Origin of the sequence: Herbidospora daliensis (genome assembly GCF_001570585.1) — a bacterium.
Classification (GTDB): Bacteria; Actinomycetota; Actinomycetes; order Streptosporangiales; family Streptosporangiaceae; genus Herbidospora; species Herbidospora daliensis.
The window spans coordinates 27,657-43,302 of the sequence record NZ_BBXF01000002.1 but is presented as its reverse complement, the minus strand read 5'-3'; the positions used below and the strand labels follow the sequence as shown (position 1 = coordinate 43,302).

Sequence of the window (15,646 nt, the reverse complement as noted above, 5' to 3'; positions counted from 1 at the left end):
ACGGTATGCCGGGTCATGCGGCGCCAACAAGCCGGGTCTGGGTGTCGAGGAGATCGGTGACGGCGTAGATGGCCCGGAGCGTGGGCACCGGGGTCTCGGTCAGGCCGGCCAGCTCGACCACCGCCGAGAGCAGCACGTCGAGTTCGAGCGGCTTGCCCTTTTCCAGGTCCTGGAGCGTGGACGTCTTGTGCTCGCCGGCCTTCTCGGCCCCGGCGAGCCGCCGCTCGATCGAGATGTGGGGGTCGCAGCCGACCGCACGGGCGACCGCGACCGTCTCTTCCATCATGGTTCTGACCAGCTCACGGGCGCCGGTGTGGCGGCAGATGCCCGCCATGGTCGCGCGGGCGAGCGCGCTGATCGGGTTGAACGCGACGTTGCCCATCAGCTTGACCCAGATGTCCTGGCGCAGATCGGCCTCGACCGGGCATTTGAGGTCGCCGGCGACCATGGCGTCGCTGAACTCGGCGCACCTGGGCGACAACTCGCCGCTGGGCTCGCCGATGGAGAAGCGGGTTCCTTCGAGGTGGCGGATCACGCCGGGGGCCTCGATCTCGGTGGCGGCGTAGACGACGCAGCCGATGGCGCGCTCCAGGGGGAGCGCCTCGGTCACCGAGCCGCCGGGGTCGACGCTCTCGATGCGGTAGCCGTCGTAAGGGCCGCCGAGGCGGTGGAAGTACCACCACGGGATGCCGTTCTGGGCGGCGATGAGAGTCGTGGACTCGTGGAGCATCGGCGCGATCATCCGACCGGCCGCGGCGTAGGAGTTGGCCTTCAGGCCGAGGAAGACGTGGTCGACGGGGCCGACCTCGCCGGGATCGTCGGTGGTGTGCGGGTGGGCGGTGAAGTCGCCGCGCGGGCTGAGCACACGCACGCCTGACTTCCGCATGGCCGCGAGATGCTCCCCGCGGGCTATCAGATGCACCTCGACGCCGGCGCGATGTAGGGCGGCCCCCACATACGCGCCGATGGCGCCGGCGCCAAGAACAGCGACCTTCACACTAGCTCCGTTCTCGCGTCGACAGTGCATTCGGTATACGGTATGGCAACGGTGTCGTCAAGGAGGTCGACCGATGACCGTGCTGTCGCATACCCGGCCCGAATCCGCCGCCGGGCCAGCCGACCTGCCCTGGGATCGAGCCCGCCGGATGGCCGCCGCGGCGACGTTGCCGCTGGTCGCCGCCGAGGTCCCGCTGCGGGCAGCCCACGGCCGCCGGCTGGCCGCCGCGCTGCGTGCGCTCGTCGCCCTGCCGGGCGCCGACGTCGCGGCGATGGACGGTTACGCGGTCGCCGGCCCCGGCCCGTGGCACGTGGTCGGCGACGTGCTCGCCGGGGGCGTCCCGTTCCCGCGGGAACTGGGGCCGGGCGAGGCCGTGGAGATCGCCACGGGGGCGCCCGTGCCGTTGGGGGCCGTCTGCGTGGTGCCGTACGAGAAGACGAAACAGGCCGGGCTGTCGATCGACGGGCGCTGTGAGCCGGGCCGCCACATCAGGCGGCGGGGGGAGAACGTGTCCGAGGGCGAGGTCGTGCTGACCTCGGGGGCGTTGGTGACGCCGGCCGTGCTCGGGCTGGCCGCCGGGCTCGGCCACGACACCCTGTGGGTGCGGCCGAGGCCGGTCGTGTCGGTGCTGGTCACCGGCGACGAGGTGATCAGTTCGGGCGTTCCCGGGGCCGGGCTGGTGCGCGACGCGGTCGGGCCGATGCTGGCTCCGCTGATCGCCTGGGCCGACGGCGAGGCGCTGCCGCCGCGTCACCTGCCCGACGGCGCCGAGGTGCTGGAGGCCGCGCTGGGGGAACCGGGGGCCGACGTCGTCGTGGTCTGCGGCGCGTCGTCGAAGGGCCCGGCCGATCACCTGCGCGGGGTGCTCGGCCGGCTCGGCGCGGCGGTCCTGGTCGACGGCGTCGCGGTGCGGCCCGGCCACCCGCAGGCGCTCGCCCGGCTCCCGGGCGGGCGGCTGGTGGTCGGGCTGCCCGGCAATCCGTTCGCCGCCCTGGCGGCGGCGCTGACGCTGCTGGCGCCGGTGCTGCGCGCGCTCGACGGGCGGCCCGAACCCGAGGGCGAACTCAGCGCGATCACCGGGCCGGTGCGCGCCCATCCGCGCGACACCCGCCTGGTGCCCGTCTGGAGATCGGCGCGCGGCGCCATCGCCGTGGGCCACGACCAGCCCGGGTCGCTGCGCGGCGCGGCGATGGCCGACGCCCTGGCCGTGATCCCGCCCGGGTGGGAGGGCGGCCCGGTGGAGCTCCTCGCGCTGCCCGCGCGGTAACCGGTTCGAAATCTTGTAACCCGCCGGAAAGGTATGGACATCCTCGGAGGCCGGGGGTAACCATGTTCCTCATACGGTATGCAGTATGGCGTAGACGCAAAGCAGAAACGTCTTTGAGAGGACGGCCCTGATGACGGAAGAAGCCCCGGAACAGATCTCCGGTGGTCACCTGGTCGCTAAGGCGCTCAAGGCGGAGGGGATCGACGTGATCTTCACCCTCTGCGGCGGCCACATCATCGACATCTACGACGGCTGTGTCGACGAGGGCATCGAAGTGATCGACGTGCGTCACGAGCAGGTCGCCGCCCACGCGGCCGACGGCTACGCGCGCATCACCGGCAAGCCCGGTTGCGCCGTGGTCACCGCGGGCCCCGGCACCACCGACGCCGTGACGGGAGTGGCCAACGCCTTCCGCGCGGAGAGCCCGATGTTGCTGATCGGCGGCCAGGGCGCCCTGAGCCAGCACAAGATGGGCTCACTGCAAGACCTGCCACACGTCGACATGATGACCCCGATCACCAAGTTCGCCGCGACGGTGCCCTCGACCGAGCGGGTGGCCGACATCGTGTCGATGGCGTTCCGCGAGTGCTACAACGGCGCTCCCGGCCCGTCGTTCCTCGAGATCCCGCGCGACGTGCTCGACGCCAGCGTCCCGCTCGCCAAGGCCCGCATCCCCCAGGCCGGCCGCTACCGCGCCTCCACCCGCCAGGCCGGCGACCCCGAGGCGATCGAGCGCCTGGCCGACCTGCTCGTCCACTCCGAGAAGCCCTGCGTGCTCCTCGGCAGCCAGGTCTGGACGACCCGCGGCACCGACGCCGCCATCGACTTCGTCCGTGCCCTCAACGTGCCCGCCTACATGAACGGCAGCGGCCGCGGCACCCTCCCGCCCGGCGACCCCCACCACTTCCAGCTCTCGCGGCGCTACGCGTTCAACGAGGCCGACCTCATCATCATCGTCGGCACCCCGTTCGACTTCCGCATGGGCTACGGCAAGCGGCTGTCCAGCACCGCCAACGTCGTGCAGATCGACCTCGACTACCGCACCGTCGGCAAGAACCGCGACATCGACCTCGGCATCGTCGGCGACGCGGGGCTCATCCTGGCCGCCGCCGCGCAGGCCGCCTCCGGCCGGGTAGACAACGGCGCCGCCAAGCGCAAGGAGTGGATCGAGGAGCTGCGCGCGGTCGAGACCCAGGCGTTCGAGAAGCGGCTCCCGCGCCAGCTCTCGACGGCCGCGCCGATCGACCCCTACCGGCTGGTCCACGAGATCAACGAGTTCATCACCGAAGACACCATCTACATCGGCGACGGCGGCGACATCGTCACCTTCTCCGGCCAGGTCGTCCAGCCGAAGTCGCCCGGCCACTGGATGGACCCGGGCCCCCTCGGCACCCTCGGCGTCGGCGTCGCCTTCGCGATGGCCGCCAAGTACGCCGAGCCCGACAAGGAGGTGCTGTGCCTGTTCGGCGACGGCGCCTTCTCCCTCACCGGGTGGGACTTCGAGACGATGGTCCGCTTCGACCTGCCGTTCATCGGCGTCATCGGCAACAACTCGTCGATGAACCAGATCCGCTACGGCCAGGCCGCCAAATACGGCCAAGACCGCGGCCGCGTCGGCAACACCCTCGGCGACGTGCGCTACGACGAGTTCGCCCGCATGCTCGGCGGCTACGGCGAAGAGGTCCGTGACCCCGCCGACATCCGGCCGGCGCTCGAGCGCGCCCGCGAGTCGGGCAAGCCCGCGCTGATCAACGTGTGGGTCGACCCGGACGTCTACGCCCCCGGGACCATGAACCAGACGATGTACAAGTAGGGAGCGGCATGCCCAAGGCCTTGGAGGGCGTGCGCGTCCTCGACATGACCCATGTGCAGTCGGGCCCGTCCGCGACGCAGCTGCTCGCGTGGCTCGGCGCCGACGTCGTCAAGCTGGAGGCCCCGACCGGCGACATCACCCGGAGCCAACTGCGTGACGTGCCCGGCGTCGACAGCCTCTACTTCACGATGCTCAACTGCAACAAGCGCTCCATCACGCTGAACATGAAGAGCGAGCGCGGCAAGGAGCTGTTCGTCAAGCTCGTGCAGGAGTCCGACGTCCTGGTCGAGAACTTCGGCCCCGGCGCGGTCGACCGCATGGGCTTCCCCTGGGAGCGGCTCCAGGAGCTCAACCCCCGCCTCATCTACGCGTCCATCAAGGGCTTCGGCGGCGGGAAGTACGCCAAGTTCAAGGCCTACGAGGTGATCGCCCAGGCGATGGGCGGCTCGATGGCCACCACCGGCTTCGAAGACGGCCCGCCGCTGGCCACCGGCGCGCAGATCGGCGACTCCGGCACCGGCGTCCACGCCGTCGCCGGCATCCTGGCCGCGCTCTACCAGCGCGAGTCCACCGGCCGGGGGCAGCGGGTGCAGGTCGCCATGCAACACGCCGTGCTGAACCTGTGCCGGGTCAAGCTGCGCGACCAGCAGCGGCTGGCCCACGGCGCGCTCAAGGAATACCCGAACCGGACCTTCGGCACCGAGGTGCCCCGGTCGGGCAACGCCTCCGGCGGCGGCCAGCCCGGCTGGGCGGTCAGGTGCGCGCCCGGCGGGCCCAACGACTACATCTACGTCATCGTGCAGCCCGTCGGCTGGAAGCCCGTCTCCGAGATCATCGGCCGCCCCGAGCTGGCCGACGACCCCGAGTGGGCCACCCCCGAGGCGCGGCTCAACAAGCTCGACAAGATGTTCCAGCTGATCGAAGAGTGGTCGAGCCAGCACGACAAATGGACCGTCCTCGACCGGCTCAACGCGGCCAACGTGCCCTGCGGGCCGATCCTGTCCACCGCCGAGCTCATCGACGACGAGTCGCTGCGCGCCGAGGGCGCGGTCGTCACCGTCCCCCACCCCGAGCGCGGGGAGTTCTCGACGGTCGGCAGCCCCCTCCAGCTCTCCGCCTCCCCGGTCGACATCACGACGCCGCCGCTGCTCGGAGAGCACAACCACGAGATCTACACGCGGCTCGGGGTCACGGCCGAGGAGCTGGCCGAGCTGAAGACGAACGGAGTGATCTGAGATGTCGGCAGAAGTCCGGGAGATCCTGGACAAGGCACGGGCCGAGGGGCGCACCGCGCTCACCGCTCCCGAGGGCAAGCTCGTCTGCGACGCCTACGGAATCGCCACCCCCGGTGAGGGCCTGGCGACCTCGGCCGACCAGGCCGTCGAGCTGGCCGCCTCCATCGGGTTCCCGGTCGTGCTGAAGATCGTCTCCCCGGACATCCTGCACAAGACCGAGGCCGGCGGCGTCCTGGTGGGCGTGGGCTCGGCCGAGGCCGTCCGCGCAGGCTACGACCAGATCATCGCCAACGCCCAGGCCTATGATGCCGGGGCCGTCATCGACGGCGTCCAGGTGCAGCAGATGGTCGGCGGCGGGCACGAAGTGATCATCGGCGCGGTGACCGACCCGACCTTCGGCAAGGTGGTCGCGTTCGGCCTCGGCGGAACGTTGGTCGAAGTGTTAAAGGATGTGACCTTCCGGCTCGCCCCCCTAACAGTGCATGATTCCCTGGCGATGCTGGACGACATCAAGGCGGCCGAGGTGCTGCGTGGGGCCCGCGGAGCCGCACCGGCCGACCGGGCGGCTCTGTCGACCATGATCGAACGCGTCGGCGCGCTGGTCGCCGACTTCCCCGACATCGCCGAGGTCGACCTCAACCCCGTCTTCGCCTCCGCGAACGGCGCCGTGGCCGCCGACGTGCGCATCATCCTGTCGGCCGAACCGCCGGTGGAGACCCCGCGCATCCCCCGCGAGGAGATCCTCGCCAAGATGAACCGCATCTTCCACCCGCGGGCCGTCGCCGTCATCGGCGCCTCCGGCGAGACCGGGAAGATCGGGAACTCGGTCATGCGCAACCTGATCAACGGCGGCTTCCGGGGCAACATCTACCCGATCAACCCGAAGTCCTCCGAGATCCTCGGGTTACCCGCCTACCCGAGCATCGCCGACGTGCCCGGCGAGATCGACGTCGCGGTCTTCGCCATCCCGGCCGCGTTCGTGCCGGCCGCCTTGGAGGCCGCGGGGGAGAAGGGCGTCGCCGGCGCGATCATGATCCCCTCGGGCTTCGCCGAGACCGGCAACGTCGAGGGCCAGCAGGAGGTCGTCGAGATCGCCCGCAAGCACGGCGTACGCATGCTGGGCCCGAACATCTACGGCTACTACTACACCCCCGAGAACCTCTGCGCGACCTTCTGCACCCCCTACGACGTGCGGGGGAACGTCGCGCTGACGTCACAGAGCGGCGGCATCGGGATGGCGATCCTGGGCTTCAGCCGCACCACCCGGATGGGCGTCTCCGCGATCGTCGGAGTCGGCAACAAGGCCGACGTCGACGAAGACGACCTCCTCACCTTCTTCGAGCAGGACGACAACACCAAGTGCGTCGCCATGCACCTCGAAGACCTCAAAGACGGCCGCGGCTTCGTCGAGGCCGTGCAGCGGGTCGTCAAGGAGAAGCCGGTCATCGTGCTCAAGGCGGGGCGCACCTCCGCGGGCGCGAAGGCCGCCGGCTCCCACACCGGCGCGCTCGCCGGCGACGACAAGGTCTACGACGACATCCTCCGGCACGCCGGTGTGGTCCGTGCCCCCGGGCTCAACGACATGCTGGAATACGCCCGATCCCTGCCGATCATGCCGACTCCGCAGGGGGAGAACGTCGTCATCATCACCGGAGCGGGCGGCTCCGGCGTCCTCCTCTCCGACGCCTGCGTCGACAACGGGCTGACTCTCATGGAGATCCCGCCCGACCTCGACGAGGCGTTCCGCGCCTACATCCCGCCGTTCGGAGCGGCGGGCAACCCGATCGACATCACGGGCGGCGAGCCGCCCTCGACCTACGAGAACACCCTCAGGCTGGGCCTCACCGACCCCCGGATCCACGCGCTCGTGCTCGGTTACTGGCACACCATCGTCACCCCCCCGATGGTCTTCGCCGAACTGGTCGCGCGCGTCGTGGCCGAGGAAAGGGCCAAGGGCAACCACAAGCCGGTCGTCGCCTCACTGGCCGGTGACACCGAGGTCGAAGAGGCCTGCGAATACCTCTTCGACCACGGCGTGGTCGCCTACCCCTACACCACGGAGAAGCCCGTGGCCGTGCTCGGCGCGAAATACCGCTGGGCCAGGGCGGCAGGGCTCATGCCCGGCTGACGCACCACCCGCACACACACCGCGGCGGCCCGCCGCACCTGAGCACGGCGGGCCGGCGCACGACGCTCCGGTGACCAGGGCCGGAGACCCAAGAGGGGGGCGAATCGGGGACAGGCGGGACCAATCAACTCCCGAGGAGGTCCATACGTGGACACGTCAAGTACACCGGCGACCGAACCCACGGCTGCCACCGCAGGACAAGAAGAGAAAGTGTGGCGGGCGGGCAAGCTGGAGCCGATGCCCATCCGCACCCTGCCCGACGCGCCTCCGTCGGTGCACATCCTCGGGCCCACCGTGTTCCTCGTCGCCCTCGGCGTGGGCATGGGCGAGTCGTACATGTGGCCCCGGTTGGTGCTGCTGTTCGGGCCGGAGATCCGCTGGCTGTTCCTCGTCGGCGTGACGCTGCAGGCCGTCGTCATGCTGGAGATGGCCCGCTACGCCATGGCGACCGGCGAGAGCATCTTCTTCGGCGCGGCGCGTGTCTTCAAGCCGCTGATGTGGTTCTTCTTCGTCGTCGCCATAGCCGTCTACATCTGGCCGGGCCACCTGTCGGCGGGCGCGGCGGCGTTCGAGGAGATAACCGGCATCCCATGGACAGTGACCGCGGTATGCGGCCTGCTCCTGGTCGGGGTGGTGTTCAGCCTCGCCAAGGTCATCTACAGCCTGCTCGAAAGCCTGCTGTCGATCCTGATCGGGGCGCTGGTGATCGGCACCGCCATCGTCGCCGCCATGGTCGGCACGTGGGGCGACGTCGTCAGCACCGTCACGGGCATGTTCGCCATCGGCTACATCCCCGAGCAGGCGCTGTCGGCCGCGTGGTTCCCGGTGATCGTGGGATCGATCGCCTTCGCCGGTCCGTCCGGAATGCAGCAGATGTGGTACACCCTGCACCTGCGTGACTCCGGCGCCGGCATGGGCGCGCACATCCCGCAGATCCGCGGCCTGCGGCACGCCGGCGAAGAAGAGCAGATGCCCTCGCGGGGCTTCATGTTCGACACGGACAACCCCGAGGAGATGAAGAAGTGGCGCGGCTGGCGCCGCTGGGTCACCTTCGACGCGTTACTGCTCTTCTGGGGCGTCACCATGCTGGTCACCATCTCCTTCACGGTGATCGCGCAGGCGGCGACCCGGCAGACGCCGGGCATCAAGGAGATCATCGCCAACGGCGAGCGCGAGGCCGCCCTCTCGGCCATGGCCGACTCGTTCGCCTCGGCGGGCAGTTCCGTCCTCGGCGTCATCTTCCTCGGCTTCATCTCGCTCATCGGTCTCAACGCGACCCTCGGCCTGTTCGACTCGTTCTCGCGCGGCCAGGCCGACATGACCTACCACTTCGTCAAGGGCGCCAAGAAGATGCGCATGTCGCACCTCTACGCGGCCTTCCTGTGGGGCGTCATCGCGTTCGGCATCCTGATCCTGCTGTTCGGCCCGGCCGACGGACCGAGCGGCATCCTCGACACGCTGGCGTTCCTGTCGACCTTCGCCATGGGCGCCTACTGCGTGACACTCCTCCTGGTCAACAACCGCATGCTGCCGAAACCGATCCGCCCCAAGTGGTGGTCGAACCTGATCATCGGCTTCGGCGCCGTGTTCTACCTCGGCATGCTCCTCTACAGCCTCTTCGCCTACGGCGTCGTGGTCGGCTGACATGGCGCCCGACCGACCCTCCATCCGGCAGGCCGCGGAGCTCGCCCTCCCCGGCCTCGCGATCGGAGCCGTCGGCGGCGCCATGGCCGGCGGGCTGACCCTCATCGCAGGGCAGCCCGTCGGTTGGGCCGCCGTCTCGGCGCTCACGCTCGCCCTCCCGCTGGGCCTGCTCGGCGGCCTGTTCAGCACGCTGTGCGGGCTCGGCGGCCCGTTCCGCCCGGGCGTGTTCGCCCCGGCCGGGCTGTTCTGGCTGCTGGCCTTCCCGCTCTCACGGCTGACCCAGGAGGTCAGCACCGGACTCATCCTCGACGGCCAGGTCGTCCTCGCGGGCGGCGTGGCGGGCTTCCTCGCCTATCAGGCGCTGGTCAGCCTGGGTTTCGCGATCGGTTTCGTCTGGCTGCACGAACGGCTCATGCCCCATTGGCTGATCCGGTTGGCAGGACGCAACCCCGTGGCGCGTACCCTGCTTCAGCGCTATATCGAGCACGCCGAGGCCCTCGACCACCAACGCCGTAACCGGAAGGCACGTGGAAAGGGCCAGACGAAAGGAGTCCGATGAACCTTCCCGCCTGGGTCTGGGTGGCCACGGTCGCGGGATTCGCCCTCGTGCTCGCGTTCGACTTCTGGCTGGTCGCACGCAACCCGCATGAACCGACATTCCGCGAGTGCGTCAGCTGGGTCCTGTTCTACGTGGGCCTGGCCGTCGTGTTCGGCATCGGCCTCTGGATCCTGTGGGGCGGCGACCACGGCGGAGAGTTCTTCGCCGGGTGGATCACCGAATACTCACTGAGCGTCGACAACCTGTTCGTCTTCCTCATAATCATGAGCCGGTTCCAGGTGCCGCGGCAGTATCGCCAGAAGGTCCTGCTCATCGGCATCATCATCGCGCTGGTCATGCGGGGCGGCTTCATCGCCGCCGGCGCAGGGGCGATCTCGCGGTTCGACTGGCTGTTCTACATCTTCGGCGCCTTCCTGATCTACACGGCGTGGAAGCTGATCGGCCACGAGGAGGAAGAGGCCGAGTTCTCCGAGAACATCGCCCTGCGCACCGTCCGCCGGGTCCTGCCCTCGACCGACAAGTACCAGGGCGCCGCGATGACGGCCCGCATCGACGGCCGCCGCGTGGTGACCCCGATGCTGATCGTCATGGTGGCCATCGGCACCACCGACCTGCTGTTCGCCCTCGACTCGATCCCGGCCATCTTCGGGCTCACCCGCGAGCCCTACATCGTGTTCACCGCCAACGCGTTCGCGCTGATGGGCCTGCGCCAACTGTTCTTCCTGATCGGCGGCCTGCTCGACCGGCTCGTCTACCTGAGCAAGGGCCTGTCGGTCGTGCTCGCCTTCATCGGCGTGAAGCTGATCATGGAAGCCCTGCACCACGACGGCGTCTCGTGGGCGCCCGAGGTCCCGATCGCGGTCAGCCTCGGCGTCATCATCGGAACCCTGATCGTGACCACCATCGCGAGCCTGATCAAAACCCGCATGGACGACCGCCGCGCCGCGGCCGCGCCCCCCGCCCCCAAAGACGACGCGGGCGAGGAGGACCGCCAGAAGGCCGACGTCGACGGCTGACCCGGCTTCACCCGGCCTCCGTGGGTTCCGCTCCCACGGGGGCCGCTTCGGCCATCAGTGTTGGATTAGCCGGCCCCCGGAAGACGCCGGACCTCGGCGTGGATCACACGCGTCAGTCCGACGCCGGAGGCAAGGGGCGGGTCAGCGCTGCTCGGCCTTGACGGGCTCGGTGGCCCACTGGCGGACGTGGCTCTCGACGCCATCGGCGGAACGCGCCTTCCGCAACGCGGCGGCGAGGCCCAGCCCGATGGGGCGGCCGTCGGCCGAGGCGCCCAGCGGGCCCTCGAAGGCGCGCAGCTTCTCGAAGAACGACTTCATGCGAATACACCTCCTTCGGGACTGTTCTCCACTACCCGGGAAGGTCCCGGATACCGGGTGCGCCGGCTGCCGCAGGTGCGGGTCTTGCCGGCGGGTCTTGGGGCCGCGGCCCGGTGTGGGCGGCGACATCGTGCGTGGCTTTCCGTATCCGGAAGCACTTATGAGTTTCTCATCAGGGCATCAGGGCCGCGTTTCACGGGTGGAAACACGGGTGTTCTCAGTGCCGGGACCGGACGACAAAAGCGGCGTTTTGCCAGGATCGGCCCCCGAACAGGGGACTGGTTGTCGGGATCGGACGCAGCACGAAAGGAACCGGCTAACAGCAGCCGATCACTCCGTGCCGATGAATTCACCGCCTGGAATTCACATGACGATTTCCCGCGTCAGTTTCGTTCGGGAAGCGGCCGATTCGGCTGCTAAGCGGTAGGCGTCGGGCGGTTCATAAGCGAGTCAGGCGCCGGGTTGCCCGGGGGTTCCGTCGCACGATCACGCTTCGGACGGGGCGATTGGGCCCGCTTACCCGGGGTCACCGGGGCATTCGCTTGCGTGCCCGCTTCACCTCGGCAGATTTCCCTCAACAGGTGTTCCAAGGAGGCTCCACCAAGAGGTTCTCCGAAGAGGGTCCGCTCAGGAGGCTCCTCGAGAAGGTTCCCAGCAGGTTCCCTCTGGAAAGTTCCCTAACAGGTACTCCAGAAGGGTCTCCTAAGCTGATACCCCGAGGCGGTTCCCCGAGGAGATTCCTTTGGGACGTCCCGTAACGGGTTCCCCGGGAGGTTGCCCTCAGCAGGTACCCCGAGGCGGTTCCCCGAGGAGATTGCCCTGGGGCGTTCCCGTAACAGGTTCCCCGGGAGGTTGCCCTTAACAGGTACCCCGAGGAGGTTCCCTAAGGAGGTTTCCCCTAGGACGTCCCGTAACAGGGCCCCAGGAGGTTGCCCTCAGCAGGTAACCCGAGGAGGTACCTCGATAAGGCTCTCCTAGGACAACATGCCCCACAGACTTCCTTCCGCAGGTTCCCCGAAAGGGTCCCTCGAGAGGTTCCTCGAGGAGGCCCCGCAGGACGTCCGTCTGAGACGTTCCCGCAGCGGGCCCCAGGAGATATCCCAGCAGGCGGGTTCCGTGCGTAGGTCCCTTCATCAGTTCTCTGTGTAGGTTCCTCCGGCAAGTCCCGGGTGCAGGTTCCCTCACCACGTTGTTCCGGCAGCTGGGACCCGCGAGCGGCGCTTTTACAGCCTGGTCGTTCTTTCCTCCCCTTGGGCCGGTTGGCCCGGCGCCGGTTCAGCCGGATACCGCGCGCGGCCGGCGGCGGCGGATGGGGGCCGGGGGCTCCTCCACCGGGTTGGCGGCGCGGGACTCCAGGTAGGACTGGCGCGTGTGTTCGGTGTGGCGGCGCATGATGTCGGCGGCGACGTCCTCGTCGCCTGTCTCGATCGCGTCGATCAGGGCGGCGTGCTCCTCCCACGAGGCCCGGCCGCGGTGGCGGGCCACGGGGGTGTGATACCAGCGCACCCGGCGGGCGACCTGGGAGGTCAGATCGGCCAGGACGCGGTTGTCCGACATGTTCACCACGGCGGTGTGGAGCTCGCTGTTGGCGGCGACCGCGGCGTCGACGTCGTCGGCCACGCACGCGGCCAAGCCGCGGTTGCAGATGTCGCGCAGGTCAGAGATGTCGGTCTTGTCGGGGTTACGGGCGGCCAGGCGGGCCGACTCCGTCTCCAGCAGCGTGCGGACGGCCAGAAGCTGGTCGGCTTCTTCGACCGTCGGTGAGTGGACATAGGCGCCGTGACCGGGCCGCAGATCGACCCAGCCCTCACCGCTCAGCAACTGAAGGGCCTCTCGGACCGGCTGGCGGGAGACGCCGAGGTTGTCGGCAAGTTCGTTTTCGACCAGGTGCTGACCCGGCTTCAAGCTGCCGATGATGATGAGCTCGAGGATCCTCTCCAAAACGCTCTCCCGCAGGGTTGTGGGACGAACGATCTTCGCGGTGGAGCCCTGGTTGGCGAGCATCGGGTTTCTCAACTCCTGGAAACGACCACTCAAAATGTTTGTCGTCGACTGCCTACAGCATACATTCCTGACATTATCGCTGGCCGTGACATCGCTCACATCGGCCTGCCGTAATTCGTAATCGTCTTTACAGAGACGGCGCGGGAAGAGTGGCCGGCACTCCCGGCCGTCGCAGAGTGGCGCAGAGCAGGGCGGTCGTGGTGGCGACGAGGGTGGCCGCCACGAAGACGGGCGCCCCTGCGCCGGCCGCCAGACCGGGCAGGGCGATGATCGCGAGCCCCACCCCGGCCGGGCCCGCGACGGCCTTGGCGGTGTAGACCAGCCCGTGGATGCCGTGGACGCGGTCTTCGCCGAAGTACTCCCGCACGAGCGCCGCGATGAGTGGGTAGATCGCCCCGCCGCCCAGGCCCGCCGGGATCGCGGCCGCCACGGCGATCATTGGAGCGGCGGCCGCAGCGGCGGCGATGGCCAGCATGCCCTGCGCCAGTGCCAGCAGCGCCAGCGCCGAGGCCAGCACCCGCACCCGGCCGAAACGTTCGGCCAGGGGGACCGCCGCCGCCCGGCCCGCTCCGGTCAGGGCCAGCAGGACGGCCAAGGCCAGCCACGGCGGCGTGAGGAAGGCCAGGGCGATGACGTCGAAGATCGCGACCGCGCCCGCCCCGACGAGGATCGTCGTGAGCACGACCAGCGTGGGGGTGCGGACCGCCTCGCCCAGCGAGAACTGGCGCGCGGCGCGGGGCTGGCGGTGCAGAACCCGCCGGTCGAGGGCCCACGCGCGGGGGTCGATCTCCGGAGGCCACCAGCTGGCGGGCGGGGTGCGCAGCACGGCCGCCGCCCAGGCGATCGCGGCGAGGCCGAAGCCCGCCATGACGGGCCATAAGCGCAGGTCGAGCGCCAGCGGTAGCGCGCTGCACGAATAGGCGCCGGTCACGAAGGCGACCCGCACGCCCGGTCGTTCGGGATACCAGCGGGCGATGGTCTCGGTGCAGGCGGCGTACACGAGCCCTGCCCCGGTGCCGCCGAGCAGGCCGTAACCCACCAGCAGCGGAATGCCCGGAGCGGTCAGCGACGGGATCGCCAGCGCGCACAGGAGCGCGCCGAGCCAGAGGGCGACGCGGACGCCGACGACCCCGCGCGAGAGCAGGCGGGTCGCGGGCAGCGCGACGGCGGCCTGGCAGGTGAGCCAGACCGCCAGGGGAAGCAGGACCTCGGCAGGGGAGACGCCGTGGGCGCGGGCGATCGACGGAGAGAGGGCGGCGTAGCCGTATTGCATCGGGCCGACCGCCGCCATGGCCGCCATGGCGGGCCACACCATCGCTGATCTGGGACGGCCGGTGATCTGCGGGGCGGTCGGGCCCACCTTGTAGAGGCGTCCGCGCCAGTCTCTGACTTCCAATGTATCCTGCATACCGTATGGAATATCCCAAGCAACGCCTCTTGTCGAGAGGGGTTTACGACCTCACTTCCATACGGTATACCGTCTACAAGATGCGTTGAAGGAGGCCCCATGGACCTGTTCGAGCACCAGGCGAAGGAGCTGTTCGCGCGCTACGGCGTTCCCGTCCCCGAGGGGGCGGTGGCGGCGACGCCCGAGGAGGCGCGCGCCATAGCCGCCGAGCTGGCCGGGCCGGTCGTGGTCAAGGCCCAGGTGAAGACGGGCGGTCGCGGCAAGGCCGGCGGCATCAAGCCCGCTCCCGGCCCGGCCGCGGCGGAAGACGCCGCGCGAGCGATCCTCGGCATGGACATCAAGGGTCACCTGACCCGGCGGGTCCTCGTCGAGGTGGCGAACGTGCCCGCAGAGGAGTATTACGCGGCCTTCCTGGTCGATCGCGCGGCCGGGTCGTTCCTGGCAATGTGCTCGGCCTCGGGCGGCATGGAGATCGAGGAACTGGCGGCCACCGACCCCGGCGCGCTGGTCAAGGTGCCGATCGATCCGCTGCGCGGCGTCGACCACGAGACGGCGACCTTCATCGTCACCGAGGCGGGGCTGCCCGCCGACGTCGCGGGCGAGGCGGCCGAGATCCTCGTCGGGTTATGGAAGGTCATGGCGGGCGAAGACGCCGTGCTCGTCGAGGTCAACCCGCTGGCCCGCACCGCCGACGGCCGCGTGCTCGCCCTCGACGGCAAGGTCACGCTCGACGAGAACGCCGACTACCGGCACAATCGCCCCGCCGACGACACCGAGGGCGGCGACGACCTCGAGAGCCGCGCCAAGGCCAAGGGGCTCAACTACGTCAAGCTCGACGGCTCCGTCGGCGTGATCGGCAACGGCGCGGGGCTCGTCATGAGCACCCTCGACGTCGTCGCCCAGGCCGGGGCCAAGCCGGCCAACTTCCTCGACATCGGCGGCGGCGCCTCCGCCCAGGTCATGGCCGACGGCCTCGGCGTCATCCTGTCCGACCCCGACGTGAAATCGGTGCTGGTCAACGTGTTCGGCGGCATCACCGCCTGCGACGCGGTGGCCGACGGCATCGTGGCCGCCCTCGCCACGCTCGGCGAGCAGGGTGCGACCCACCCGATCGTGGTGCGGCTCGACGGCAACAACGCCGAGGCGGGCCGCCGGATCCTCGATCAGGCCGCACACCCCGCCGTCCGGCAGGTCCCGACCATGGACGGCGCCGCCGAAGAGGCGGCCAGGCTGGCCAACGCGGCCGCGTGAGGAGAC

The 15,646-nt window shown here is 69.7% G+C and carries 12 protein-coding genes; 8 read left to right on the top strand and 4 right to left on the bottom strand.

Going from position 1 to position 15,646, the window contains the following annotated elements:
• Window positions 1-13: 13 nt before the first annotated feature.
• Window positions 14-997, bottom strand: coding sequence for a 2-dehydropantoate 2-reductase (locus AW274_RS06460; protein ID WP_062430189.1), 984 nt, complete (start codon window positions 995-997; stop codon window positions 14-16).
• A gap of 73 nt (window positions 998-1,070) precedes the next feature.
• On the opposite strand from AW274_RS06460, the gene AW274_RS06455 reads away from it, so the two are divergent.
• From AW274_RS06455 to AW274_RS06425, 7 genes are all read left to right on the top strand, one after another.
• Window positions 1,071-2,264, top strand: a complete 1,194-nt coding sequence (locus AW274_RS06455; protein ID WP_062430188.1) for a molybdopterin molybdotransferase MoeA — start codon at window positions 1,071-1,073, stop codon at window positions 2,262-2,264.
• A gap of 130 nt (window positions 2,265-2,394) precedes the next feature.
• Complete coding sequence (locus tag AW274_RS06450; RefSeq protein WP_062430187.1) at window positions 2,395-4,077, top strand: thiamine pyrophosphate-binding protein; 1,683 nt, start codon at window positions 2,395-2,397, stop codon at window positions 4,075-4,077.
• An 8-nt stretch (window positions 4,078-4,085) separates the two neighbouring features.
• Window positions 4,086-5,312, top strand: a complete 1,227-nt coding sequence (gene frc / locus AW274_RS06445) for a formyl-CoA transferase (RefSeq protein ID WP_062430186.1) — start codon at window positions 4,086-4,088, stop codon at window positions 5,310-5,312.
• 1 nt (window position 5,313) lies between these two features.
• The gene (locus AW274_RS06440; protein WP_062430185.1) at window positions 5,314-7,440 is read left to right on the top strand and encodes an acetate--CoA ligase family protein; all 2,127 of its coding nucleotides are present in this window, start codon (window positions 5,314-5,316) and stop codon (window positions 7,438-7,440) included.
• Window positions 7,441-7,677: 237 nt separating this feature from the next.
• Window positions 7,678-9,084, top strand: coding sequence for an Nramp family divalent metal transporter (locus AW274_RS06435; RefSeq protein ID WP_062431725.1), 1,407 nt, complete (start codon window positions 7,678-7,680; stop codon window positions 9,082-9,084).
• 1 nt (window position 9,085) lies between these two features.
• Window positions 9,086-9,643, top strand: coding sequence for a hypothetical protein (locus AW274_RS06430; RefSeq protein WP_062430184.1), 558 nt, complete (start codon window positions 9,086-9,088; stop codon window positions 9,641-9,643).
• Window positions 9,640-10,659 (top strand): TerC family protein, encoded by a 1,020-nt coding sequence (locus AW274_RS06425; RefSeq protein ID WP_062430183.1) that lies wholly within the window; start codon window positions 9,640-9,642, stop codon window positions 10,657-10,659. Before AW274_RS06430 ends, AW274_RS06425 begins: the two co-directional genes overlap by 4 nt.
• 141 nt (window positions 10,660-10,800) lie before the next feature.
• Here AW274_RS06425 and AW274_RS40045 read toward each other — a convergent pair whose 3' ends face one another.
• The 3 genes from AW274_RS40045 to AW274_RS06415 all read right to left on the bottom strand — a co-directional run bounded on the left by AW274_RS40045 (window position 10,801) and on the right by AW274_RS06415 (window position 14,389).
• Window positions 10,801-10,977: a hypothetical protein gene (locus AW274_RS40045; RefSeq protein ID WP_157519841.1), complete on the bottom strand. Its 177-nt coding sequence runs from the start codon at window positions 10,975-10,977 to the stop codon at window positions 10,801-10,803.
• Window positions 10,978-12,252: 1,275 nt separating this feature from the next.
• On the bottom strand, window positions 12,253-12,981 hold the full coding sequence (locus tag AW274_RS06420; protein WP_062430182.1) for a GntR family transcriptional regulator: 729 nt from the start codon (window positions 12,979-12,981) through the stop codon (window positions 12,253-12,255).
• 127 nt (window positions 12,982-13,108) lie between these two features.
• A complete protein-coding gene (locus AW274_RS06415) occupies window positions 13,109-14,389 on the bottom strand; it encodes an MFS transporter (protein ID WP_157519839.1) in 1,281 nt (426 codons plus the stop codon).
• 99 nt (window positions 14,390-14,488) lie between these two features.
• Between AW274_RS06415 and sucC the strand changes: the two genes are divergently transcribed.
• On the top strand, window positions 14,489-15,640 hold the full coding sequence (gene sucC, locus AW274_RS06410; protein WP_062430180.1) for an ADP-forming succinate--CoA ligase subunit beta: 1,152 nt from the start codon (window positions 14,489-14,491) through the stop codon (window positions 15,638-15,640).
• Window positions 15,641-15,646: the final 6 nt, after the last annotated feature.